Raw genomic sequence first — 21065 nt, 5'->3', positions numbered from 1 at the left:
GGGGCATTGCGGCGACAGCCGGCTCTACCACTTCCGCGGCAAGCAGCTGGTGCAGCGGACGGTCGATCATTCCTACGTCGAGCATCTGGTCGCGACCGGCAAGATCACCCCCCAGCAAGCCCTGACCCATCCCAACCGCAATGTGCTGCTTGCTTCGCTCGGCGGCCAGGACGAGCCGAAAGTGTCGCTCGACGAAGTCACCGAGCTGTGCGCCGGCGATGCTTTCGTGCTCTGTTCGGACGGCCTCTGGGGCTATTTCGACGATCTCGAACTCGGCACGCTGGTGGCCGACAACACGGCGCGCCAGGCTTGCGAAATCCTTATCGACAAGGCCCGGCAGCGGGCCAATGGCGGTGGGGACAATCTGTCGCTGGCCATCATCAAGCTGATCGAGGCCCTGCCGCCGACGAAGCCGGCGCCGCCGGCCGGGTTTGTGCGGCGATCGGTTGCCTGAGCCACGATTTCCGGCAATGAAAAACGGCGCCATTTCGGCGCCGTTCGTATTTTGGGAGCTTGTCGTCTACTTGCGGCCGAGGCCGCCGAGCAGCGCGGCAACTACCCGCTTCGGCTTGTGCGGATCGGCCTTGGCCGGCACCGTCGGAGAATCGGGCACTTCGCCGCGCGGGGCTTCCTCGTAAGGCTTGCTGAAATCGAAGCCATCCGCCGCGATCATCGGATTTTTGCGGGATGGCCGGCGCTCGCTGCGTTCGTGACGCTCTGGCTTGTGTGCCAGCGGCGCCTTGGGCGGCGGTGTCGAGCTGCGTTTGCGCTTGTTGCCCGGGGGGTATTCATATTCCGGTTCCGGTTCGAAACCGGCGACCTCGATCTGCTCGATCGGGCGCTTGATCAGCTTCTCGATCTCGACCAGATAACCGACCTCATGGGCGCTGACCAGCGAAATGGCGTTACCCATCTTGCCGGCACGACCGGTGCGGCCGATCCGGTGCACGTAATCTTCCGGCACGTGCGGCAACTCGTAGTTGATCACGTAGGGCAGTTCGTCAACATCCAGGCCGCGGGCGGCGACGTCAGTGGCGATCAGGGCATGCGTCTGGCCGGCCTTGAAGGCGTCGAGCGCCTTGATGCGGTCGAGTTGGCTCTTGTCGCCGTGGATCGCATCGGCGTGGATGCCGGCCCGCTGGAGTTCCCGGGTCAGGCGCGAGCAGCCCTGCTTGGTGCGCATGAAAACGATGCACTGGCGGATTTCGCCGGACTTCAACAGCTTGGTCAGCAAGCCGCGCTTGCCCCACTCGGAAACCGGGTGCACGCGGTGGGTGATCGTTTCCGAAACCTGGTTGCGACGGGCGACTTCGACCAGCACCGGCGAGGTCAGCATGGTATCGGCCAGCTTCTTGATCTCTTCCGAGAAGGTGGCCGAGAAAAGCAGGCTTTGCCGCTGCTGCGGCAGCATGTTCAGGATGCGGGTGACATCGGGGATGAAGCCCATGTCGAGCATGCGGTCGGCTTCGTCGAGGACCAGGGCCTGCACGGAATTGAAGCTGACGCTCTTGTTCTCGACGTGGTCGAGCAGGCGGCCAGGGGTGGCGACGAGAATCTCGACGCCCTTCTTCAGTTCGGCGATCTGCGGCTTGATGTCGACGCCACCGTAGGCGCACATGGCGCGGATCGGCGTGTGCTTGCTGTAGTCCTTGACCGATTCGAAGACCTGCAGCGCCAGTTCGCGGGTCGGGGCGAGGATCAGGGCGCGCACCGGGTGTTTGGCCGGCGACGGGCTGCTGCTGGCGAAGGGCAGGATGCGCTGCAGGATGGGCAGCGTGAAGGCAGCCGTCTTGCCGGTGCCGGTCTGGGCGCCGCCCATGATGTCCTTGCCGCTGATGACGAGCGGGATGGCCTTGGCCTGGATCGGCGTCGGCTTGCTGTAACCCATGTCGGTCAGGGCGCGCAGCAGTTCCGGCGCCAGGCCGAGGTCGGCGAAGGTGGTTTCGGGAGCGGCTTCGGCCGCGGAGGGGCCGGCTTCGGCGCCGGCTAAGGTATTGATTTCAGACATGGGGGCGCATTATACGCCTACCGCTGGCTAGCCGCCGATTACAGTCCGGCGATCAGCGCGTCAAAAGCCTGCCGGTTGATCGGCTTGACCAGGATGTCGTCGAAACCCCCGGACAGCAGACGCTTCCGGTCCTCCGGGAAGGCGTGGGCGGTGTAGGCGATGATGCGGGGGGCGGGCGTCAGCAGGATCTTGCGCAAACCGGCACAGGTTTCCTCGCCGGACAGCCCGGGCATGCTGATGTCGAGCAGGATCAGACGGAATGGCTGGCGGGCGGCCAGCGCCAGGGCAAGCGCGCCGTTGTCGGCTTCCTCGACCGTCCAGCCCTGGCGCTTGAGCAGGGTCGAAGCGAGCAGACGGTTGGTGTGCTGGTCATCGACGACGAGGGCCAGGCGTACTTCACTCATGCGGGAGGCTCCATTGGCAGGAAAACGGTGAAGGCGGAGCCTACACCCACTTCCGACTCGACCGTGACGCGGCCGCCCAGGTGCTCGGCCAGTTGCCGGACGAGCGCGAGGCCGAGGCCGGTTCCGCCATGTTCGCGGGTCAGGAAACTCTCCAGTTGCTTGAATTTCTCGAAAATCGTTCCCAGGCTGTCGGGTGGGATGCCGATGCCGGTATCGCGTACGGTGAACGCGATGTCGTCACCGGCCGGACGGACGCTGAGCACGACTTCGCCGCGCTCGGTGAATTTCACGGCGTTGTTGAGCAGGTTGTTGAGAATCTGGCGCAGGCGCATCGGGTCGGTCAGCAATTGTTCGGGCAGATCGTCGGCCAGATCGAGCGTGAAACGGATGCCCTTGTTCTGTGCGGCGACCTGGTGGCCGGCGGCGCTTTCGGCGACCAGCAAGGCGAGCGTGGTCGGTGAATACTTGAAGACCATTTCGCCGGATTCGATCTTGGCCAGGTCGAGGATTTCGTTGACCAGGTTGAGCAGGTGTTCGCCGCTTTGCTGGATGATCGAGGCGTATTCCCGGTGAGCCGGGGCTGTCAGTTCCTGGTGGAGTAGTTCGGCGAAACCAAGAATGCCGTTGAGCGGCGTGCGCAGCTCGTGCGACATGGTGGCCAGGAAGGCCGATTTCTGGCGACTGGCTTCCTCGGCCTTTTCGCGTGCTTCGTCCAGGCGGCGGAACGATTCCTCGACCGAATCGGCCATCCGGTTGAAGGAACTGGCCAGTTCGCCCATTTCGTCCTGCGAGCGGGCATCCAGGCGGCGGCTCAGGTCGCCCTTCTGGAAGGCGTGAATGCCGTCGATCATCGCGGTGATGCGCCGGGTGAGCAGGCCGGCCATCCAGACGGCGATGCCGATGACGATGACCACCATGAGCAGGGTCGAGCCCCACAGGCCGAGCGCCGTTGCGTTCAGGCTGTCGCGGATGTGGTCGAGCAATTCGCCGCGCTGTGCCTTGAAGCTGGCATCCTTCTGCTCGACCAGCGTGTTGATCTTGGCTGCCGTCTCGGTTGCCGCTTTGTGGAAGTCATCGACGTTGGCGCCGATGGTGACAAAGCCGAAGCCCTGCGGCGTCTTGCCATATTGGCCGGTGTAGTAGGGAATGGCGGCGGCGGTGGTCAGCTTCCACAAACCGGAGAAGAAGATGACGAAGGAGCCGGAGCCGCCGTGTTCAGTAACCGCATTCCAGCCGTCGCACTGTGGCGAAAAGTTGAGGTAGCGGCAATCGAGGCCGAGGGTGCCGGCCTTGACCAGTTCCCCGGCCGGCTTGCGCTTCAGGTTCTGGTCACGGAAGGGCGGGATGCCGGCCAGGAACTCATCGGCCGGCTTGCCGCTGGCCTGCCACTCGGCGTACAGCTCTTCGTCCATCCAGGGAGTGGCCGCCTTGCCGGTCTGCGGGTCGTAGCCGACGATCATGTAGTCGCGCGGGTGCGAAATGGAGCGGCTCTTGTAGTCCCAGATGAAGGCGTAGTTGCCCTTGATGGCGTCGGCGATGGGGGTGAAGCGTTCCTCGGTCGGCATCAGGCGATCGGAGAACTGGCGGATGTGGTCGTGATCGAGGGCGAGGGTGACATAGCCGGTGACGCGGCCATCCTTGATGACCGGCATGGCCCAGCGCACGATGCCGCGAAAGCGCTTGCCGACCGGATTTTCCGTGCCGGCATAGGCCGATTCCTCCGGCTTGAAGGGCTTGCCGGCCTTTTCCAGCGCGGCCGGCAGGTAGGGGCCGACGACCTGCGTCGGCACGTAGGCGCCGATCACATCGGATACGTAGATGTCGCCAGGCTTCAGTTTCTGTAGCTCGGAGAAATAGCGTTCCGCCCGGACGAAGGTGTTGCCGGGGTCGGCAACATTGCGCAGGCGTTTGTCGGTCAGGTCGCCCGAGGTGACCTTGATCTTCTCGTTGCCGGCCAGGTCGATGAAGGTCATTTCGACGAACAGTGGCCGGCGCTCGGGTTCGCCCAGATACTCTGGCGGTCGGGCATGAAAATCCTTGGCGTTGTCGGACAGGATGGGGCGGGTGACCCTGGCCTCGCGGGTAACCGGTTTTTCCGGCACCCAGGACTGGCCGTCCTCGGCCAGCCGCCAGGCGCCGTGCCGGTACAGGGTGCGCTGGCGTTCGCTGAGGAAGCGGCGGAACACGGCTTCACTCGGTTCGAGTGCAGCCGCCTGGCGGATGTCCGCATCGCGGTCGTAGAGGAAGGTCGCGATTTCCTTGGCCGTATCGGTGGTCAGCGCCTCGATGGCTTCCCGCGAGCGCAGGTCGAGGGCGCGGATCGAGTCGTCGGTGACTGTCTGGCCGATCGACTTGATGGTATCGAGCATCGCATCCGCCATGCCGCCGGCCTTTTCCGAGACATCGCCACCGAGTTGGCTGGCCGCATGCCAGGCGAACCAGGCAAGCAGCAGGAGCGGCACCACCTTGATCAGCACGAAGATGGCGATCAGCTTGCCGCGAATTCCACCCAGAAAGGCCGGGAGTCGCATCAGGTTCCTCCTTCGCCTGCCGCCATGCGACTCGGCTGGTTAGTGCTTGTCGGTCTTCTTTTCGCTATCACCCTTGGCTTCGGCGGGTGATTCGGCTTTGGCATTGCCAGCCGGGCTGTCCTCGGCTGGTGTCTGTTTCTTGGCTTTTTTCTTGACGCCTGGCGGCTCCGGTGGCGGCAATTGTGGCGCGACCGTTTCCAGCTTGTTTTCCCGCATGTATTCGTCCATCTCGCGCCAGCCAGCGTAGATGCCGGCCTTGGGCAGCCAGCCGTAGATCGAATAGCAGTCCTCGATGGCGCGTCCTGACTGCCGGCAGGCACTGCCGACCGCCTTGGCCTCCGGTTCCAGACGGGCTTCCTTCTTGGTGGGGTCTTCCAGGCCGAGCTTCTGGCTGACCTGGTCGCAGCCGCTTAGGGCCAGGAGGGCGGTGAAGGCGAGAAGGGTCTTTTTCATGGCGCAATTCTCGCATATTTGCGAAAAGTGTGGGGTTGGCGGAGGGGGGGAGTCACGGCAGCGGGCCGAGTGGGCCATTATCCGGCGAGTATAATTTCTCCTTTTAGCGCCCTGTGGAGTACCCATGCCGTATCGCATTCGCCCTTCCGTTATCGCCCTGTCGTTGCTTGTCGCCTGTTCCCCCGTGCTGGCCGCCAAACCTGCCGCCAAGGGAGCCGCCAAGGCTGCCCCTGCCCCGGTGGCACCGGCGTCGACCGATTTCGAACTGGCCCATAACCTGGGGCCGGCCGGCGAGGTCGAATTGCAGGCCGTGGTCGATCGCTTCAACAAGGAAACGGGGGGCAACTTGAAATTGACCCGCCTGGAAAAGGGCGAGAAGCCGGCCGGCCTGAATCTCGTCCGTCGTTACGACATGAGTGATTTGCTGACCAATGCCAAGGCTTTCGTGCCGCTCTACCAAATGATGGCCAAAGCCAACCAGCCTCTCCAGACCGGCGACCTGTCGGCTGACCTGAAGGCTGGTGTCGTCGATGCCAAGGGCCGTTTGGTCGCTTTGCCGCTGATTTATTCGACGCCGGTGCTGTTCTACAACAAGAACGCCTTGCGCAAGGCCAAGCTCGATCCCGAGCAGCCGCCGAAGACCTGGTTCGAGATGCAGGGCATGTTGGACAAGCTGCAGGATGCCGGCTACACCTGCCCCTACACCTCGTCCTGGCCGGTCTGGGTGCATATCGACAATGTCAGTGCCATTTCCGGCTTGCCGGCGGTCAGCGACAAGGGCGCCCTGACCTTCAACGGACTGCCGCAGGTCAAGCACATCGCGATGATGTCGACGTGGACCAAGGCCAACTACTTCAAGCTGTTCGGCCGCCGTAACGAAGCCAGTACCCGCTTCCAGGAAGGGGAGTGCGCGATGATCACGACCGATTCGCGCGAACACATCGATTTCCGCGAGGCCAAGGGCGTTGAATTGGGGGTCGCCCCCCTGCCGTACCATGATGATGTCTATGGTGGCCGCCAGAATACGTTGGCCGATGGCGCCTCGCTCTGGGTGGGGGCCGGCAAGTCGGCAGCCGAGTACAAGCAGGCGGCGAAGTTCGTTGCCTTCCTGCTCTCGCCGGAAATGCAGGTCGAACTGGTGCGTGCCTACGGCGGCTTGCCGCTGACCGGTGCAGCCCGTGCCGCAGCGCGCAGCAAGATCCTGCAGGATGGCGACAAGACGCTGGAAATCGCCTACGCCTCGATGAACGGGCGTGGCGCCTCGCGCGTGCCGCATGTCGCCGACACCGATGCGGTGCGCATCATCGTCAACGAGGAACTCGAGGCCGTCTGGTCTGACCAGAAACCGGCCAAGGCAGCGCTTGATACCGCCGTGTCGCGTGGCAATGCCGTGCTCAACGCCAAGCCGGCCCTGAAGAAGGCGCAGCCCTTCTGATGCAATCGCCGCTGCCGCGCTGGATTGCCCACCGCGGCGGCGGCTCGCTGGCGCCCGAGAATACGCTGGCCGGCATCCGGTTGGCGGCCCGCCTGGGTTTTCGGGCCGTCGAATTCGATGTGATGCTGTCGGCGGACGGCACGCCGTTCCTGATCCATGACGAAACGCTGGAGCGCACCACCAACGGCCATGGCCCGGTTTGCGCCACGCCGGATCGCGTTCTGCACCGCCTCGATGCTGGCCAGGGGGAATCGTTGCCGACCCTGGCCCAGGCGGCCGCCTTGTGTCGCGAACTGGGTTTGCTGGCCAATGTCGAGATCAAGCCGGCTGCCGGCCATGAGCGTCAGACGGCCAAGGTGGTGGCGCGTCAGTGCGCCGTCTTGTGGCAGGGGGCGGCAACCCCGCCGCTCATTTCATCGTTCTCCATGGACGCGCTGGCGATTGCCCGCGATGTGGCACCAGAGATTCCGCGCGGTCTCCTGTTCGACGCGGTGCCAGCCGACTGGCTCCGTCAATTGCACGAAGTGCGGGGCGTGACGCTCCATTGCAATGCCGCGCATGTGGTGCGGGATGTGCTGGCCGAGGCGAATGCAAGCAGCATTCCGGTGCTGTGCTACACCGTCAATTGCCCGGAGCAGGCCGCGATGCTGCTGGCAAGCGGCGTCAGTGCATTTTTCACCGATCGGCTCGATCTTTTCGCGGAAACAAGTGCTTACAAAGCCTTGCAATTGGGCGGCTGATTTTTGGCGTGCTTTAACTTCTAATGGCGCCCAGGGAGTTTGCCCTGCACATCAGGAGGAAAGTCATGAAAACCATCCAAGCACTTGCCGCCATCGCCATTGCCTTGCCGACCCTCGCTTTCGCCCAGGCCAATACGCCGGGAATCGACCAGCGCCAGGCCAACCAGGAGCGTCGCATCGACCAAGGCGTGGCCTCCGGCAGCCTGACGCAACGTGAAGCGAACCGCCTGGAGCACGGCCAGCAGCGCATCGACAACATGGAAAACCGTGCCAAGGCCGATGGCGTGGTCACCGGCCGCGAGCGTGCTCGCCTTCATCAGGCTCAGGATACGCAGAGTGCCCGTATCGATCGCCAGAAGCACGACCGACAGCACGATTTCAATCACAACGGCCGGGTCGACCGGCCCGCCCGACGTCGCTGATCTTCCTGTGCTGGCTTCCACAACCCGCCTGCTGGCGGGTTTTTGCTTTTGGATGCCACTGAATATTCACGCTTTCATTTAAAATCGATGGTTTCGAATTCCACCGCCGCAAAGGCCGCCAGCTTATGAAAAGCTCCGAAATCCGCCAGCAATTCCTCGATTTTTTCGCCTCCAAGGGGCACCAGATCGTTTCGTCCAGTTCGCTGGTGCCGCATGAAGACCCGACGCTGTTGTTCACCAACGCCGGCATGAACCAGTTCAAGGACGTCTTCCTCGGTTTCGACAAGCGTCCCTACAGCCGCGCCACCACCTCGCAAAAGTGTGTGCGCGCCGGCGGCAAGCACAACGACCTCGAGAACGTCGGTTACACCGCCCGCCACCACACCTTCTTCGAGATGCTCGGCAACTTCAGCTTCGGTGATTACTTCAAGCGCGATGCGATCAAGTACGCATGGGAACTGCTGACCGAGGTCTACAAGTTGCCCAAGGAAAAGCTGACGGTCACCGTCTACGCCGAGGACGACGAAGCCTACGACATCTGGACCAAGGAAGTCGGCGTACCGGTGGACAAGGTCATCCGCATCGGCGACAACAAGGGCGCCCGCTACGCCTCCGACAATTTCTGGATGATGGGCGACACCGGCCCTTGCGGTCCGTGCACCGAAATCTTCTACGACCACGGTGAACAGCACTGGGGCGGCCCCCCGGGATCGCCGGAGGAGGACGGCGACCGGTTCATCGAGATCTGGAACAACGTCTTCATGCAGTTCAACCGCGACGAAAACGGCGTCATGCACCCGCTACCCAAGCCGTCCGTCGACACTGGCATGGGCCTGGAGCGTATTTCCGCCGTGTTGCAGGGCGTGCATGCCAACTACGAGATCGACCTGTTCCAGGCACTGCTCAAGGCCGCGGCTCGCGAAACCAGCGACGCCGACATGAACAGCCCGTCGCTCAAGGTGCTGGCCGACCACATCCGCGCCTGCTCCTTCCTGATCGCCGACGGCGTGATCCCGGGCAACGAGGGGCGTGGCTATGTCCTGCGCCGCATCATCCGCCGCGCCATCCGCCACGGCTACAAGCTGGGTGCCCGTGCCGCCTTCTTCCACAAGATGGTGCCGGACCTCGTCGCCGAGATGGGCATGGCCTATCCGGAACTGGGCCAGAACCAGGCCAAGATCGTCGCCACACTCAAACAGGAAGAGGACCGCTTCTTCGAAACCATCGAGCACGGCATGGCCATCCTCGACGGCGAACTGAAGTCGCTCGGCGAGGGCGGGGTGTTCAATGGCGAGACCGCTTTCAAGTTGCACGATACCTACGGCTTCCCGCTCGACCTGACGCAGGACATCTGCCGCGAGCACCAGATCACCGTCGACGCCGCGGCCTTCGATTCCGCCATGGCCCGCCAGAAGGAACAGGCGCGCGCTGCCGGCAAGTTCAAGATGGCCGCCAATCTCGAATACGATGGTCCGGCCACCACCTTCCATGGCTACGACAACCTCGAGTTCAAGGGCAATGTGCTGGCCCTGTACAAGGACGGCGTCGCGGTCAATCAGTTGCATGAAGGCGACATGGGGGTTGTCGTCCTCGACAACACCCCGTTCTATGCCGAATCCGGCGGCCAGGTCGGTGACCGCGGCGCGCTGCAGTCGGTGCATGGCATCTTCGCCGTCGAAGATACGCAGAAAATCCAGGCCACCGTCTTCGGTCACCACGGCGTGGTCAAGACCGGCACGCTGACCGTCGGCAACAACGTCACCGCCAAGGTCGACGTACTGGCCCGCCAGCGCACCATGCGCAACCACTCGGCCACCCACCTGCTGCACAAGGCCCTGCGCGAAGTGCTCGGCGATCACGTCCAGCAGAAAGGCTCGCAGGTCGATCCGGACAAGACCCGCTTCGACTTCGTGCACAACCAGCCGATGACCGATGACGAGATCCGCAAGGTCGAAGCCATCGTCAATGCCGAGGTGCTGGCCAACGCCGCCACCGAATGCCGCGTGCTGCCCATCGCCGAAGCCCAGAAGCTGGGCGCCATGATGCTGTTCGGTGAAAAGTATGGCGACGAAGTGCGCGTGCTGGACATCGGCTCGTCGCGCGAACTGTGCGGCGGTACACACGTTTCGCGGACCGGCGATATCGGCCTGTTCAAGATCACCGTCGAAGCCGGCGTCGCGGCCGGTGTGCGCCGTGTCGAAGCCGTCACCGGCGACAACGCGCTGGCCCTGGTGCAGCAACAGCAGTCCATGCTTGACGGCGCCGCTGCTGCCTTCAAGGCACCGGTCAGCGAAGTGCCGGGCAAGATCGCCCAGGTGCTGGAAAACGTCCGGGCGCTGGAAAAGGAACTGGCCCGCCTGAAATCCAAGCTGGCTGCCTCGCAGGGCGACGACCTGGTCGCTCAGGCCGCTGACGTCAAGGGCGCCAAGGTGCTGGCTGCGACGCTGGAAGGCGCCGATGTCACTGCCCTGCGCGAGACCATGGACAAGCTCAAGGACAAGCTGAAATCCGCCGCCATCGTGCTGTCGTCAGTGGCCGACGGCAAGGTGACGTTGATTGCCGGAGTGACCGCCGACCTGACCGGCAAGGTCAAGGCAGGCGAGCTGGTCAACATGGTTGCCCAGCAGATTGGCGGCAAGGGGGGCGGTCGTCCGGACATGGCCCAGGCTGGCGGTACGCAGCCGGAAAATCTGCCGGCAGCGCTGGCTTCAGTGCAGGGCTGGGTCAGCGGCAAGCTCTGAGTGCCGCTCGGGCGGCGGGGCTGGGCCTCGCCGCTTGTGCCGGTCAGCGCAGCAGGCGCTCGCTGGCCGACGTCTCGCGAACGAATTCACCTTCGATGATCGTGTTGCTGCCCGTGGCAGTCGTCGTGGTATTGCCGGAGCGCAGGCTGGCTTCGGCCGCTCGCATCTGCTTGCGCAGGGCGCGGGTCTTCCACCACAGCCAGCCGCCCAGCCCGATACCCAGGACGGCGATGACCGCCAGGGCGACCAGCGAGAACATGAAAGCGAGCGTCAGGAAGGCCGCGCTGAGCAGAAAGGCGATGATTTTGGCAAGCGGCCCCGGTGGCGTCTGGCCGGGGAGACTGCTGCCGAAAGGCGGGTCTTGCCGTTGGCTGTCCATGTCGGTTTGAGCGTGAAGTGACTGGGCAAGTATAAGCGCGACATCCGTTCGGGCGTGTCGTCCGGCTGTGGCAGTTTTGTAACGCTTATGACTCCGGTTGTTCCTGGCCGATTTCGTTGGCCCATTGCAGCGCCTGCGTCTGGGCCCGGTTGATGGCTTTCGGGCCAAGTCCCGGTAATTCGGCAAGGGCGGCGCTCAGGTCAGCCAGGTTGCCGCTCTCGCTACTTTCGCTGAGGCGGAGCAGGGCGCCGAGCGGACCACTGCCGGAGCACAGCGCATCGCGCACATCGGCCGCCAGGCCAAGCGGGGCGACGATGTCGGCGATCGGCTGGCCGACCAGGACAGGCATCAGCGACATGATGCCGACCATGAAAGCGCGATCGGCCAGCGCACCGTCACCCGGGCGCAACTCGCCAGCCAGCAACTCCATCAGGCGGCCGCGGGTGGCGGCCATCTGCAACAGCGGATTTTCGATCGGGTTCTGGCCGCTGGAGGCGAAAACCAGCAGCTGCAGCCAGCGCTGCAACTGGCGGCGGCCCAGAACGGTGATGGCATGGCCGAGCGAGGTGATGCGCTCGGTGCAGCCGGCACCGACCGAATTGGTCATGCGCAGCAGGTTGATGGTCAGGCCCGGTTCCGGCTTGAGCGCGGCTTCCAGTTCGCTGGTGTCGGCGTCGCCGAGCAGCAGGCCCATCAGCTTCATCAGCGACAGTTGTGAATGATCGAGTTTCTTGCCGGCGATGATGGTTGGTTTGGCGAAGTAATAGCCCTGGAACAGGCTGAAGCCGAGTTTCAGGCATTGCTCCATCTGTTCCCGGGAGTCGACTTTCTCGGCCAGCAATTGCTTGCCCATCGGTTTCAGCTTCATGGCCAGCTGCATCAACTGCACGCGCGATAGCGGCTGGATGTCGACCTTGACGATCTCGACCAGGGCGAGGAGTTCGGCAAACTGCGGTTCGAGCTGGATGACGTCGTCGAGGGCCAGCGTGAAGCCGGCGGCCTTCAATGCCTGGCAGCGCTCGATGACGGCCGGAGAGGGCGGCACCGTTTCGAGAATTTCCAGCACCACCGCGTGGCGCGGCAGCAGTTCGAGCAGGTCGCTGAACAGGAATTGCTCATCGACGTTGATGAAGCCGCGATGGCTGCCCAGCGCTGCTTCGACGCCGAGCTCGGTGAAGGCGTTGGCGATGACCGTGGCCGTGGCCTGGACGCCGTCCGTCACCTGAGCGAAATTGGCGCTGCCGCTACGGAACAGCAGTTCGTAGGCATGCAAGCGCTGTTCGCGATCGAGGATCGGTTGGCGTCCGAGAAAAAGCTGGTCGGCGGCGGCTTCGCTCACGAAAACTCCTCAGAACGGCAGCTGGATGCCCGGCCAGACGGCGCTCAGGGCTTGCCGGAAGCCGGCCTGGATGCGTTCGAGTGCAGCGGCGTTGTCGGCTTCGAAGCGCAGCACGACGACCGGCGTCGTGTTCGACGGGCGGGCCAGGCCGAAGCCGTCGGCGTATTCGACGCGTACGCCGTCGATGGTGATGATCTGCTCGGCACCCGGGAACTGACCTGCCGCCTTCAGCTTGTCGATCAACGCGAAGGGCTCACCTTCGGCCATCTTGATATTCAGTTCCGGCGTAGACGGGGCGTTCGGCAGGTTCTTCAGCACCGGGTTGGCATCGGTTGCCCGGGCGAGGATTTCGAGCAGGCGGGCGCCGGTGTACAGGCCGTCGTCGAAGCCGTACCAGCGCTCCTTGAAGAACGTGTGACCGGACATCTCGCCGGCCAGCGGGGCGCCAGTTTCCTTCAGCTTGGCCTTGACCAGGGCGTGACCGGTGTTCCACATCAGCGGCTCGCCGCCGTGCTGGCGAATCCAGCCGGCGAGCAGGCGGGTGCATTTGACATCGTAGATGATCTGGCCACCCGGCACGCGCGACAGTACGTCAGCGGCGAACAGCATCAGCTGGCGATCGGGGAAGATGATCTCGCCGTCCTTGGTGACGACCCCGAGGCGGTCGCCGTCACCGTCGAAGGCGATGCCGATCTCGGCGTCGGTTTCCTTGAGTGCCTTGATCACGTCGGCCAGGTTTTCCGGCTTGGAGGGGTCCGGGTGGTGGTTCGGGAAGTTGCCATCGACCTCGCAATAGAGCGGGATGATCTCGCAGCCGAGGCGCTTGAACAGTTCCGGCGCGACGGCGCCGGCCACGCCGTTGCCACAATCCATGACGATTTTCATCGGCCGGGCGAGCTTGACGTCGGAGACGATACGCTCGACGTAGGCTGCCTTGACGTCGGCGCTGCGGCGGGTACCCTGGCCGTGCTTCAGGTTGCCGGCTTCGATGCGCTTCTTGAGGTCCTGGATGGCGTCGAGGGCCAGCGTCGTGCCGCCGATCACCATCTTCAGGCCGTTGTAGTCGGGGGGGTTGTGGCTGCCGGTGACCGAGACGCAGGAGTTGCAGCCCAGTTCGTAGGCCGCGAAGTAGGTGACCGGGGTCGGCACGCAACCGACGTCGATCGCATCGCACCCGGCGGCACAGATGCCGTCCATCAGTGCGCCGGCCAGTTCCGGCCCGGACAGGCGGCCGTCACGACCGACGGCGATGGCCTTCTGGCCCTGCTCGACAGCCAGCGAACCGAGGGCATGGCCGACCTGGCGGACAACCTCGGCGGTCAGCGATTTATTGACGATGCCCCGGATGTCGTAGGCCTTGAAGATTTCGGCAGGGAGTTGGTTCATGGCGAAGGGAGTGGCGTTTCGTAAATGAAGAAGTGTAAGAGCCTTTGCGGCAACCAGTCCAGATTGCCGGGGAAGGCGCCGCTGACGAAGCCGACGTGGCCGCCGCCCGTCGGTTGCTCAAGGCGGACGCTGGGGCTGATTTCGGCCGGGCCGGGCAGCACGGCGGCCGGCAGGAAGGGGTCATTGCGTGGATTGATGACCAGCGTGGGTACGGCGATGGTTTTCAGCCAGGGTTTGGCCGAGGCGCGTGTCCAGTAATCGTCGGCGCCGGCAAAGCCGTGCACCGGCCCGGTCACGGCGTCGTCGAAATCCCACAGATTGCGCGAGCGGCGCATGCGGGTTTCGTCGAATAGCCCGGGAAAACGTTGCAGGCGGGCGGCCGACCGGGCTTTCAGGGTATCGAGGAAGTGCCGGGTGTAGAGCCGGTTGAAACCGCGCGCCAGGTGGTGGCCACAGGCGGCGAGGTCGAGCGGGGCGCAAATGCCGGCCACGCCGCTGACCACGGTTCGAGCTGCCGGGCCTTGCTCGCCGGCCCACTTGAGCAGGGCGTTGCCGCCGAGTGAAATGCCGGTTGCGTGCAGGGGGCGGCCCACATTGGCCTGGTGCAGGCGGCGCAAAATCCAGTCGATTTCGGCCGAATCGCCTGAGTGATAGGCGCGTGGGCGGCGATTTAGTTCGCCCGAGCAGCCCCGGAAATGCGGCAGGGCGAGGCGCCAGCCGATCCGTCGGCAGGCTTGGGCGGTGGCGATCGCGTAATGGCTGCGTGAACTGCCTTCGAGGCCATGGAAGAGAACCAGCAGCGGCGCATCAGCCGGGCCGTCGAGCAGGTCGATATCGATGAAATCGTCGTCCGGGGTCGCCCAGCGCTCGCGGCGCAGCGGCACGGGGCGCGGCTTGATGAGCAGCGGCCAGATCGTCTGGGCGTGGCCGCCCGGCAGCCAGGCAGGGGCGCGATAAGGGGGAGAGACAGGTTTCAAGGAGAGGCAGCGGAACGGCCGGTCAGTGCAGGGTGTGGGAAACGCTGTCGACCATCGCCTGCTGGCCGTCGTCAGCCGCCGAGGCGTGCCGGGTAACCAGCCGCCAGCCGTGGGCGCCGCGCAGGTAAACGTGGGTGACGTGCAGCGGACCGTGCGGGTTGGGATCGTCACCGACGAACAGCGTCTCGGTCAGGTGATGGATGGCCATCACCGCGCCGTTCCAGCTGGCGACGGATTCGGCCTGGACGCGGATGCGGGCTGACGAAAAGATGCTGCGCCAGCTTTCGCGGATGGTCACCTCGCCGAGCAGGCGGACGCCGGTCGGATGGACGCAGACGGTTTCCTCGTCCTCGGCCCAGACCAGCATCAGCAGGTCGGCATCGCCATGGGCGATGGCGTCGTAGAAGGCATGTTCGACGTCGTCGGGCGAAGCGAAATTGCCGGGTTTGCTCATGGTGCGATCCATGGGCGGCAGCGCGCGGCTACCAGCCCGGGTGACAGCTTGTTCAGGCAGTCGAGATGGCCAAGCGGGCATTCGCGCTTGAAGCAGGGGCTGCAATCGAGATTCAGGCTGAGGATGTCGGCCCGCCCGGAGAGTGGTGGCGTGAAGCCGGGCGAGGACGAGCCGTAGAGCGCGACGATCGGGCGATCGAGGGCGGCGGCGACATGCATCAGGCCGGAATCGTTGCACACCACCAGGTCGGCCAGGGCGAGCAGGTCAACCGCCTGGCCCAGCGACGTGGTGCCGCACAGGTTGCGGCAGAGGCCGGGGGCAAGCTGGGCGATTTCCTCGGCTACCGCATGATCCTTGGGTGAGCCGAACAGCCAGATGGCGCAGCCCTGCTCGGCCAACTCACCGGCTAGCGCGGCAAAATGCGCCGCCGGCCAGCGTTTGGCTGGCCCGTATTCGGCGCCGGGGCAAAAGGCGACGACCCTGGCCGGCTTGCTCAGCCCGAGTTCGGTCAGGGTCTTCTGCTGCTCCTGCTGGCTGGACCGGATGCGTGGTGGGGCGATCGGCCGGGGGGGCGGTGTGCCGGGGGCTTCCGCCAGTTGCACGAAACGCTCGACCATCAGCGGCAGGGCTTGCTTGTCGAGGGTGTGGCGGACGTTGATCAGGCCGTAGCGGGATTCGCCAGTGAAACCGACGCGCTGCGGAATGCCGGCCAGCCACGGGACCAGCGCCGACTTCAGCGAATTGGGCAGGACATAGACGGCATCGTAGCCGCGGCCCGCCAGCTGGCGGGCCAGGCGCCAGCGCGCCTTGATCGATAGTTGGCCGTGGCCGAAAGGGCTGTCGATGACCTCATGGATTTCCGCCATTCGCTGCAGCACCGGCGCCACCCAGCGGGGCGCGAGGGCGTCGAGCTGCAATCCGGGGTGGCGGGCACACAGTCGCGCAAACAGCGGCTGCGCCATGATGGTGTCGCCGATCCAGGAAGGGGCGACGATCAGGGCTTTCATAGGAGCAGTTGTTGGTTGCTGGTTGCGAGTCGCTAGCGATGCATCCGCCAACGACGGGCAACTAACAACCAACGACGATCAGTGATGTCCCTTGGGGGCTTCGCCCTTGAAGACGTATTTGGCGCTGCAATACGGGCAGGTCACCTCGCCGGTCTTCAGAACGTCGAGGAAAACGCGCGGATGTTGGTTCCACAGCGTCGAATTCGGCGTCGGGCAATGCAGCGGCAAGTCGTGGGCGGTGACTTCGATGACTTTCTTGTCGGACATTGTTCTTCTCTCCCGGTTTTAGACGACGGCCAGCCAGTCGGCGTGGGCAGCGGAGCGGCCATAGACCACGTCGAAATACTTTTCCTGTAGCGCCTTGGTGATCGGGCCGCGGTGGCCGGGGCCGATCTGGCGGTTGTCGAGTTCGCGGATCGGGGTCACTTCGGCGGCGGTACCGGTGAAGAAGGCCTCGTCGGCGCAATAGACTTCGTCGCGGGTGATACGCTTCTCGATGACCTCGATGCCCAGTTCGCCGGCCAGTTGCATGACGGTGGCGCGGGTGATGCCTTCGAGGCAGGCCGTCAGGTCGGGCGTGTAGAGCTTGCCATTCTTGACGATGAAGATGTTCTCGCCGGCGCCTTCGCAGACGTAGCCTTCCGGGTCGAGCAGCAGGGCTTCGTCGTAGCCGTCACCGGTCGCCTCGTTGTTGGCGAGGATCGAGTTCATGTAGTTGCCCGACGCCTTGGCGCGCACCATGGTGATATTCACGTGGTGGCGGGTATAGGACGAGGTCTTGATGCGGATGCCGCGCTGCATGCCTTCCTCGCCGAGGTAGGCACCCCACGGCCAGGCGGCGATGATCACGTGCACCTTGGCGCCCTTCGGCGACACGCCCATCTTTTCCGAGCCATAGAAGGCGAGCGGACGCAGGTAGCCGGATTCGAGATTGTTGGCGCGGATCACTTCCTTCTGGGCTTCATTCAGCTCTTCGGCCGAATATGGCATGGCCATCTGAAAAATGTGCGCCGAACGGAACAGGCGCTCGGTGTGCTCCTTCAAACGGAAGATCGCCGTGCCGCGTTCGGTCTTGTAGGCCCGGACGCCCTCGAATACGCCCATGCCATAGTGCAGGGAGTGGGTGAGGACGTGGGTGGTCGCATCGCGCCAGGGCACGAGCTTGCCATCCTGCCAAATGAAACCGTCGCGATCCGACATGGACATGGTGATTCTCCGTGTTGCCGTGTGTGAAAGCCCATAATTCTAGCCGAATTCAGACGGTAAAATATGGGTTTTGCCGTTCGAGTTCCGTCATGGTCTGGAAGCCTCATGTCACTGTCGCCGCCGTCGTTCATCGCGATGGCAAGTTCCTGCTGGTCGAGGAGGAAACCGATGCCGGGCTGGCCTTCAATCAGCCGGCCGGCCATCTGGAAGAGGACGAGCCGCTGGTCGATGCCGTGGTGCGCGAGGCGCTGGAAGAGACTGCCTACCACTTCCGGCCGACGCATTTGGTCGGTATTTACCACTGGAAGCACCCGACCAAGGAAGATACGACCTACCTGCGCTTCGCTTTCGGCGGCGAGTTGGTTGGCTTCGAGGCCGGGCGCGCTCTGGACGACGGGATCGTCGCCGCCCGTTGGCTGACCCTGGACGAAGTGCGGGCGACGCAGGCGCGCCATCGTAGCCCGCTGATCCTGCGTTGTTGCGAGGATCTGCTCGCCGGCAAGCGCTATCCGCTCGACCTGCTGGTGCATTACGGCTGATGCGTGCCTGGCTGGCCGTCTTCCTGCTCGCCTGGGCCGGTTGGGCGGCGGCCGAGGAGCGGGTCTTGGTGTGCTATGGCTACGGTTGCCTGGCCGAGGACAGTATCCGCTACACCGACGGGCAACTGGGTACGGTGCGGCGAATGCTGTTCGCCGCGACCGACGCCGAAAGCGAGCGGCGCATCCTGGCCGATGTGATCGGGTTGTTGTACGGCTGGGCGGGCGAGCAATCCGATATCGCCAATGACCGGGCCGGCAACTTCAACGATGACAACCGGCCGGGCAAGATGGATTGCATCGACCACTCGACCTCGACGACGCGCCTGCTCCGCCTGCTGGCCGACCGTGGCTACCTGCGCTGGCACCGGGTGCTCGAGCCGCAGGTGCGCAGCCTGGCGAGCGTGCTGTTCGTGCATTGGTCGGCCGTCATCGAGGAATGGCCGGGGGCGGAGGAAACGGCCGGTGAGGCAGGGCCGGCGCGCTTCGCAGTCGATAGCTGGTTCGTGGATAATGGTTATCCGGCGGTGATCCTGCCGCTGGAGGAATGGAAGAAAGGGGCGGGGCCCGATGTCTAGTAAAACTGTGGTCGTCGGCTTGTCCGGCGGGGTTGATTCGTCGGTCGCGGCGCTGCTGCTCAAGCGGCAGGGCTGGAATGTGGTCGGCCTGTTCATGAAGAACTGGGAGGACGACGATACCGAGGAGTATTGCTCCTCGCGCCAGGACCTGATCGACGTGATGAGCGTTGCCGACCGGATCGGCATCGACGTCGAGGTGGTCAATTTCGCCGCCGAATACCGCGAGCGCGTCTTCGCCGAGTTCCTGCGCGAATATCAGGCCGGGCGGACGCCGAATCCGGACATCCTGTGCAACTCGGAGATCAAGTTCAAGGCCTTCCTCGATCATGCCCTGAAACTCGGCGCCGACAAGATCGCTACCGGCCATTACGCCGGCGTGCGCGAATTTGATGGCAAGTTCCAGTTGCTGAAGGCCGAGGACGGCACCAAGGACCAGAGCTATTTCCTCTACCGCCTGAACCAGGCCCAGTTGTCGAAGACGCTGTTTCCGCTCGCTGATCTTTACAAGCGCGAGGTGCGCAAGATCGCCGAGGCGGAAGGCCTGCATGTCGCCGCCAAGAAGGATTCGACCGGCATCTGCTTCATCGGTGAACGGCCGTTCAAGGATTTCCTGTCGCGTTACCTGCCGCCCAAGAAGGGCGAGATCCGTCGCCTCGACGACGGCAAGGTGCTCGGCGAACACGACGGCCTGATGTACCACACGCTCGGTCAGCGCAAGGGCCTGCATATCGGTGGCATCAAGGAGAAGGGCTCCCAGGGCGGCGGTGATCACGATGCCTGGTTCGTCGCCGGCAAGGACATGGAGAAGAACGTACTCTACGTCGTGCAGGGCCACGACCATCCGGCCCTGCTCAAGGGCGAACTGGTCGCCGAGCAGCTCAGCTGGGTGTCCGGCCAGGCGCCGCACACCCACTGGGTCTACACCGCCAAGCCGCGCTACCGGACGGCAGACCAGCCGTGCGAGGTCGAGCGGGTCGATGCCGAATCCTGCGAGATCCGCTTTGCCGAGCCGCAGTGGGCGCTGACCCCGGGTCAGTCGGTCGTTGTCTATGAAAGCCGGGTCTGCCTGGGGGGCGGCGTCATCCGCTGATACTTACGCCGTGCCGGCGCGTAGCGGGGAGGTTTCGATCATCGCACTGAATGCCTTGACCAGATCCGGGTCGTGTTTGCGGCCCGCCTCACTGTGCAGGATGTCCATCACGGCGGTGTGCTGGCGCGGCTTTTGATACGGACGGCGGGCGGTCATCGCATCGTAGCTGTCTACGATCGAGACGATGCGGGCGTCGAGCGGAATGGTGCTGCCGCGCAGCTTGTCCGGATAGCCGGAGCCGTCGTAATTCTCATGGTGGTGCCGCACAGTACGTGAAATGCTGCTGGGACGACCGCCGTTGATGGCGAGTACAATCTGCTCGCCGATCAGTACGTGTTGCTGCATGCAGGCCCATTCCGCGCTGTCGAAACTGTCCGGTTTGCGCAGGACTGTATCCGGGATGCCGATCTTGCCCATGTCGTGGAAGCGGGCACCCAGCGCGAGACGGGCCAGTTCGGCGCTGTTCAGGCCGATTTTCTGACCCAGTTCGCGCGACAGTTCGACGACCCGGTCGCAATGAATACGGGTGTAGTGGTCGCGGGCGCCCAAGGCGATCGTCAGTGCATGAGCGATCAGGTCAGTCGGGGTGGCGTCGTCGGGCGGGGTGAGCATGCAGTTGTCTCGCTTTGGCCGTGTGCAGAAGAAGACCGGCTAACCGGATTTCGGTTCGGAAAATTTCTCGCAAAAAAAGGGCGCCGGTCCGGGCGCCCTGATTGCGTGGTACTTGGCGACTCAGTCGTGCGGCACGGTGTCCGCGAAAGCCGGGCGCTGCATCAGCTTGTCGTACAGCTTGGCCAGGTTGGCGTGCGCTGCCTGCCAGGCGATGTCCGGGAAACGGAAGCTCAGGTAACCGAGGGCGGTGCCGACGGCGATGTCCGCCATCGAGATGTGCGTCCCCATGCAGAAGCTCTTGTCGCCCAGTTCTTCCGCCATGAATTCGAGGCTGCGCGAAATCTTGTCGTGCTGGCGGCTGATCCAGTCATTGCCTTCCGGTGTCACCGGCCGCTTGCCTTCGAGCAGGGCAGCGACAGCGGCGTCGCACAGGCCGTCGGCCAGAGCCTCCCAGCGCTTGACTTCGATGCGCTCACGGTTGGGGGCCGGGAACAGCTTGTTGTTCGGCGTGACATTGTCGATGTATTCGACGATGACGCGCGAATCGAAGAGCGCGGTGTCGTCGTCCAGCATCAGCACCGGAATCTTGCCCAGCGGATTGTAGTCCGGCACCTTGCTGTCGTTCGCCCACGGCGAATCGACCACGAAGTCGTATTCAATCTTCTTTTCGGCCAGCACGATGCGCACCTTGCGCGCGTAGGGGCTGGTATGGGAGCCGATCAGCTTCATCGTGTGCTCTCTGATTTGGGGAGCCTGATTATAGCGTA

Annotated in this window: 22 protein-coding genes; 8 read left to right on the top strand and 14 right to left on the bottom strand. The window is 64.1% G+C overall.

What is annotated here, in order from left to right:
* The coding region (locus K420_RS19485) for a PP2C family protein-serine/threonine phosphatase (protein ID WP_035855081.1) at nt 1-454 on the top strand (454 nt) is incomplete at its 5' end.
* A 66-nt stretch (nt 455-520) separates the two neighbouring features.
* Here the strand turns inward: K420_RS19485 and K420_RS0117695 are convergent.
* The 4 genes from K420_RS0117695 to K420_RS19480 form a co-directional block, all read right to left on the bottom strand.
* On the bottom strand, nt 521-1888 hold the full coding sequence (locus tag K420_RS0117695) for a DEAD/DEAH box helicase (protein ID WP_051453302.1): 1368 nt from the start codon (nt 1886-1888) through the stop codon (nt 521-523).
* 158 nt (nt 1889-2046) lie between these two features.
* Complete coding sequence (locus K420_RS0117690) at nt 2047-2412, bottom strand: response regulator (protein ID WP_027459225.1); 366 nt, start codon at nt 2410-2412, stop codon at nt 2047-2049.
* Nucleotides 2409-4943, bottom strand: a complete 2535-nt coding sequence (locus K420_RS0117685; RefSeq protein WP_027459224.1) for a sensor histidine kinase — start codon at nt 4941-4943, stop codon at nt 2409-2411. Before K420_RS0117685 ends, K420_RS0117690 begins: the two co-directional genes overlap by 4 nt.
* Nucleotides 4944-4982: 39 nt before the next feature.
* Entirely contained in the window at nt 4983-5396 is a 414-nt protein-coding gene (locus tag K420_RS19480; protein ID WP_035855079.1) for a lipoprotein, read from the bottom strand.
* Between the two features lie 124 nt (nt 5397-5520).
* Between K420_RS19480 and K420_RS0117675 the strand changes: the two genes are divergently transcribed.
* From K420_RS0117675 to alaS, 4 genes are all read left to right on the top strand, one after another.
* Nucleotides 5521-6831 carry an extracellular solute-binding protein gene (locus K420_RS0117675; protein WP_027459223.1) on the top strand — a complete coding sequence of 437 codons (1311 nt, stop codon included), beginning with the start codon at nt 5521-5523 and terminating at the stop codon, nt 6829-6831.
* A complete protein-coding gene (gene ugpQ / locus K420_RS0117670) occupies nt 6831-7571 on the top strand; it encodes a glycerophosphodiester phosphodiesterase (protein WP_027459222.1) in 741 nt (246 codons plus the stop codon). The genes K420_RS0117675 and ugpQ overlap by 1 nt, the downstream gene beginning before the upstream one ends.
* A gap of 65 nt (nt 7572-7636) precedes the next feature.
* Nucleotides 7637-7993, top strand: coding sequence for a hypothetical protein (locus K420_RS0117665; RefSeq protein WP_027459221.1), 357 nt, complete (start codon nt 7637-7639; stop codon nt 7991-7993).
* 125 nt (nt 7994-8118) lie between these two features.
* Nucleotides 8119-10734, top strand: a complete 2616-nt coding sequence (alaS, locus tag K420_RS0117660; protein WP_027459220.1) for an alanine--tRNA ligase — start codon at nt 8119-8121, stop codon at nt 10732-10734.
* Between the two features lie 43 nt (nt 10735-10777).
* Here alaS and K420_RS0117655 read toward each other — a convergent pair whose 3' ends face one another.
* The 8 genes from K420_RS0117655 to K420_RS0117620 all read right to left on the bottom strand — a co-directional run bounded on the left by K420_RS0117655 (nt 10778) and on the right by K420_RS0117620 (nt 17482).
* Nucleotides 10778-11113, bottom strand: a complete 336-nt coding sequence (locus tag K420_RS0117655; RefSeq protein ID WP_027459219.1) for a hypothetical protein — start codon at nt 11111-11113, stop codon at nt 10778-10780.
* An 85-nt stretch (nt 11114-11198) separates the two neighbouring features.
* A complete protein-coding gene (locus K420_RS0117650; protein WP_027459218.1) occupies nt 11199-12452 on the bottom strand; it encodes an EAL and HDOD domain-containing protein in 1254 nt (417 codons plus the stop codon).
* Nucleotides 12453-12461: 9 nt separating this feature from the next.
* The gene (locus K420_RS0117645) at nt 12462-13838 is read right to left on the bottom strand and encodes a phosphomannomutase/phosphoglucomutase (protein WP_027459217.1); all 1377 of its coding nucleotides are present in this window, start codon (nt 13836-13838) and stop codon (nt 12462-12464) included.
* On the bottom strand, nt 13835-14815 hold the full coding sequence (locus tag K420_RS0117640) for a YheT family hydrolase (protein WP_027459216.1): 981 nt from the start codon (nt 14813-14815) through the stop codon (nt 13835-13837). Before K420_RS0117640 ends, K420_RS0117645 begins: the two co-directional genes overlap by 4 nt.
* Nucleotides 14816-14837: 22 nt before the next feature.
* Complete coding sequence (locus K420_RS0117635) at nt 14838-15269, bottom strand: YybH family protein (protein WP_027459215.1); 432 nt, start codon at nt 15267-15269, stop codon at nt 14838-14840.
* Nucleotides 15266-16276, bottom strand: a complete 1011-nt coding sequence (gene waaF / locus K420_RS0117630) for a lipopolysaccharide heptosyltransferase II (RefSeq protein ID WP_027459214.1) — start codon at nt 16274-16276, stop codon at nt 15266-15268. The genes K420_RS0117635 and waaF overlap by 4 nt, the downstream gene beginning before the upstream one ends.
* Nucleotides 16277-16354: 78 nt before the next feature.
* On the bottom strand, nt 16355-16543 hold the full coding sequence (locus K420_RS0117625; RefSeq protein ID WP_027459213.1) for a zinc-finger domain-containing protein: 189 nt from the start codon (nt 16541-16543) through the stop codon (nt 16355-16357).
* Between the two features lie 18 nt (nt 16544-16561).
* Nucleotides 16562-17482, bottom strand: coding sequence for a branched-chain amino acid transaminase (locus K420_RS0117620; RefSeq protein ID WP_027459212.1), 921 nt, complete (start codon nt 17480-17482; stop codon nt 16562-16564).
* 89 nt (nt 17483-17571) lie between these two features.
* Between K420_RS0117620 and K420_RS0117615 the strand changes: the two genes are divergently transcribed.
* Genes K420_RS0117615 through mnmA form a run of 3 tightly spaced genes read left to right on the top strand, consistent with a single transcriptional unit; the run spans nt 17572 to nt 19686 of the window.
* Nucleotides 17572-18021 carry an NUDIX hydrolase gene (locus K420_RS0117615; protein WP_027459211.1) on the top strand — a complete coding sequence of 150 codons (450 nt, stop codon included), beginning with the start codon at nt 17572-17574 and terminating at the stop codon, nt 18019-18021.
* A complete protein-coding gene (locus K420_RS0117610) occupies nt 18021-18596 on the top strand; it encodes a hypothetical protein (protein ID WP_027459210.1) in 576 nt (191 codons plus the stop codon). Before K420_RS0117615 ends, K420_RS0117610 begins: the two co-directional genes overlap by 1 nt.
* Nucleotides 18589-19686: a tRNA 2-thiouridine(34) synthase MnmA gene (mnmA, locus tag K420_RS0117605; RefSeq protein WP_027459209.1), complete on the top strand. Its 1098-nt coding sequence runs from the start codon at nt 18589-18591 to the stop codon at nt 19684-19686. Before K420_RS0117610 ends, mnmA begins: the two co-directional genes overlap by 8 nt.
* A 3-nt stretch (nt 19687-19689) precedes the next feature.
* Here the strand turns inward: mnmA and K420_RS0117600 are convergent, their stop codons facing one another.
* A complete protein-coding gene (locus K420_RS0117600; protein ID WP_027459208.1) occupies nt 19690-20298 on the bottom strand; it encodes an HD-GYP domain-containing protein in 609 nt (202 codons plus the stop codon).
* A gap of 120 nt (nt 20299-20418) precedes the next feature.
* The gene (locus K420_RS0117595) at nt 20419-21027 is read right to left on the bottom strand and encodes a glutathione S-transferase (protein ID WP_027459207.1); all 609 of its coding nucleotides are present in this window, start codon (nt 21025-21027) and stop codon (nt 20419-20421) included.
* Nucleotides 21028-21065 lie beyond the last annotated feature (38 nt).

Source organism: Dechloromonas agitata is5 (assembly GCF_000519045.1).
GTDB classification, from domain to species: Bacteria; Pseudomonadota; Gammaproteobacteria; order Burkholderiales; family Rhodocyclaceae; genus Azonexus; species Azonexus agitatus.
Note: the sequence above shows the minus strand (reverse complement) of the source record. Positions and strands in the feature narration are given on the sequence as shown.

Coding starts and splice junctions, on each gene's coding strand:
- K420_RS0117695 (WP_051453302.1), bottom strand. CDS start 1,888: ATGGGTTACAGCAAGCCGACGCCGATCCAGGCCAAGGCCATCCCGCTC.
- K420_RS0117690 (WP_027459225.1), bottom strand. CDS start 2,412: ATGAGTGAAGTACGCCTGGCCCTCGTCGTCGATGACCAGCACACCAAC.
- K420_RS0117685 (WP_027459224.1), bottom strand. CDS start 4,943: ATGCGACTCCCGGCCTTTCTGGGTGGAATTCGCGGCAAGCTGATCGCC.
- K420_RS19480 (WP_035855079.1), bottom strand. CDS start 5,396: ATGAAAAAGACCCTTCTCGCCTTCACCGCCCTCCTGGCCCTAAGCGGC.
- K420_RS0117675 (WP_027459223.1), top strand. CDS start 5,521: ATGCCGTATCGCATTCGCCCTTCCGTTATCGCCCTGTCGTTGCTTGTC.
- ugpQ (WP_027459222.1), top strand. CDS start 6,831: ATGCAATCGCCGCTGCCGCGCTGGATTGCCCACCGCGGCGGCGGCTCG.
- K420_RS0117665 (WP_027459221.1), top strand. CDS start 7,637: ATGAAAACCATCCAAGCACTTGCCGCCATCGCCATTGCCTTGCCGACC.
- alaS (WP_027459220.1), top strand. CDS start 8,119: ATGAAAAGCTCCGAAATCCGCCAGCAATTCCTCGATTTTTTCGCCTCC.
- K420_RS0117655 (WP_027459219.1), bottom strand. CDS start 11,113: ATGGACAGCCAACGGCAAGACCCGCCTTTCGGCAGCAGTCTCCCCGGC.
- K420_RS0117645 (WP_027459217.1), bottom strand. CDS start 13,838: ATGAACCAACTCCCTGCCGAAATCTTCAAGGCCTACGACATCCGGGGC.
- K420_RS0117635 (WP_027459215.1), bottom strand. CDS start 15,269: ATGAGCAAACCCGGCAATTTCGCTTCGCCCGACGACGTCGAACATGCC.
- waaF (WP_027459214.1), bottom strand. CDS start 16,276: ATGAAAGCCCTGATCGTCGCCCCTTCCTGGATCGGCGACACCATCATG.
- K420_RS0117625 (WP_027459213.1), bottom strand. CDS start 16,543: ATGTCCGACAAGAAAGTCATCGAAGTCACCGCCCACGACTTGCCGCTG.
- K420_RS0117620 (WP_027459212.1), bottom strand. CDS start 17,482: ATGTCCATGTCGGATCGCGACGGTTTCATTTGGCAGGATGGCAAGCTC.
- K420_RS0117615 (WP_027459211.1), top strand. CDS start 17,572: ATGGTCTGGAAGCCTCATGTCACTGTCGCCGCCGTCGTTCATCGCGAT.
- K420_RS0117610 (WP_027459210.1), top strand. CDS start 18,021: ATGCGTGCCTGGCTGGCCGTCTTCCTGCTCGCCTGGGCCGGTTGGGCG.
- mnmA (WP_027459209.1), top strand. CDS start 18,589: ATGTCTAGTAAAACTGTGGTCGTCGGCTTGTCCGGCGGGGTTGATTCG.
- K420_RS0117600 (WP_027459208.1), bottom strand. CDS start 20,298: ATGCTCACCCCGCCCGACGACGCCACCCCGACTGACCTGATCGCTCAT.
- K420_RS0117595 (WP_027459207.1), bottom strand. CDS start 21,027: ATGAAGCTGATCGGCTCCCATACCAGCCCCTACGCGCGCAAGGTGCGC.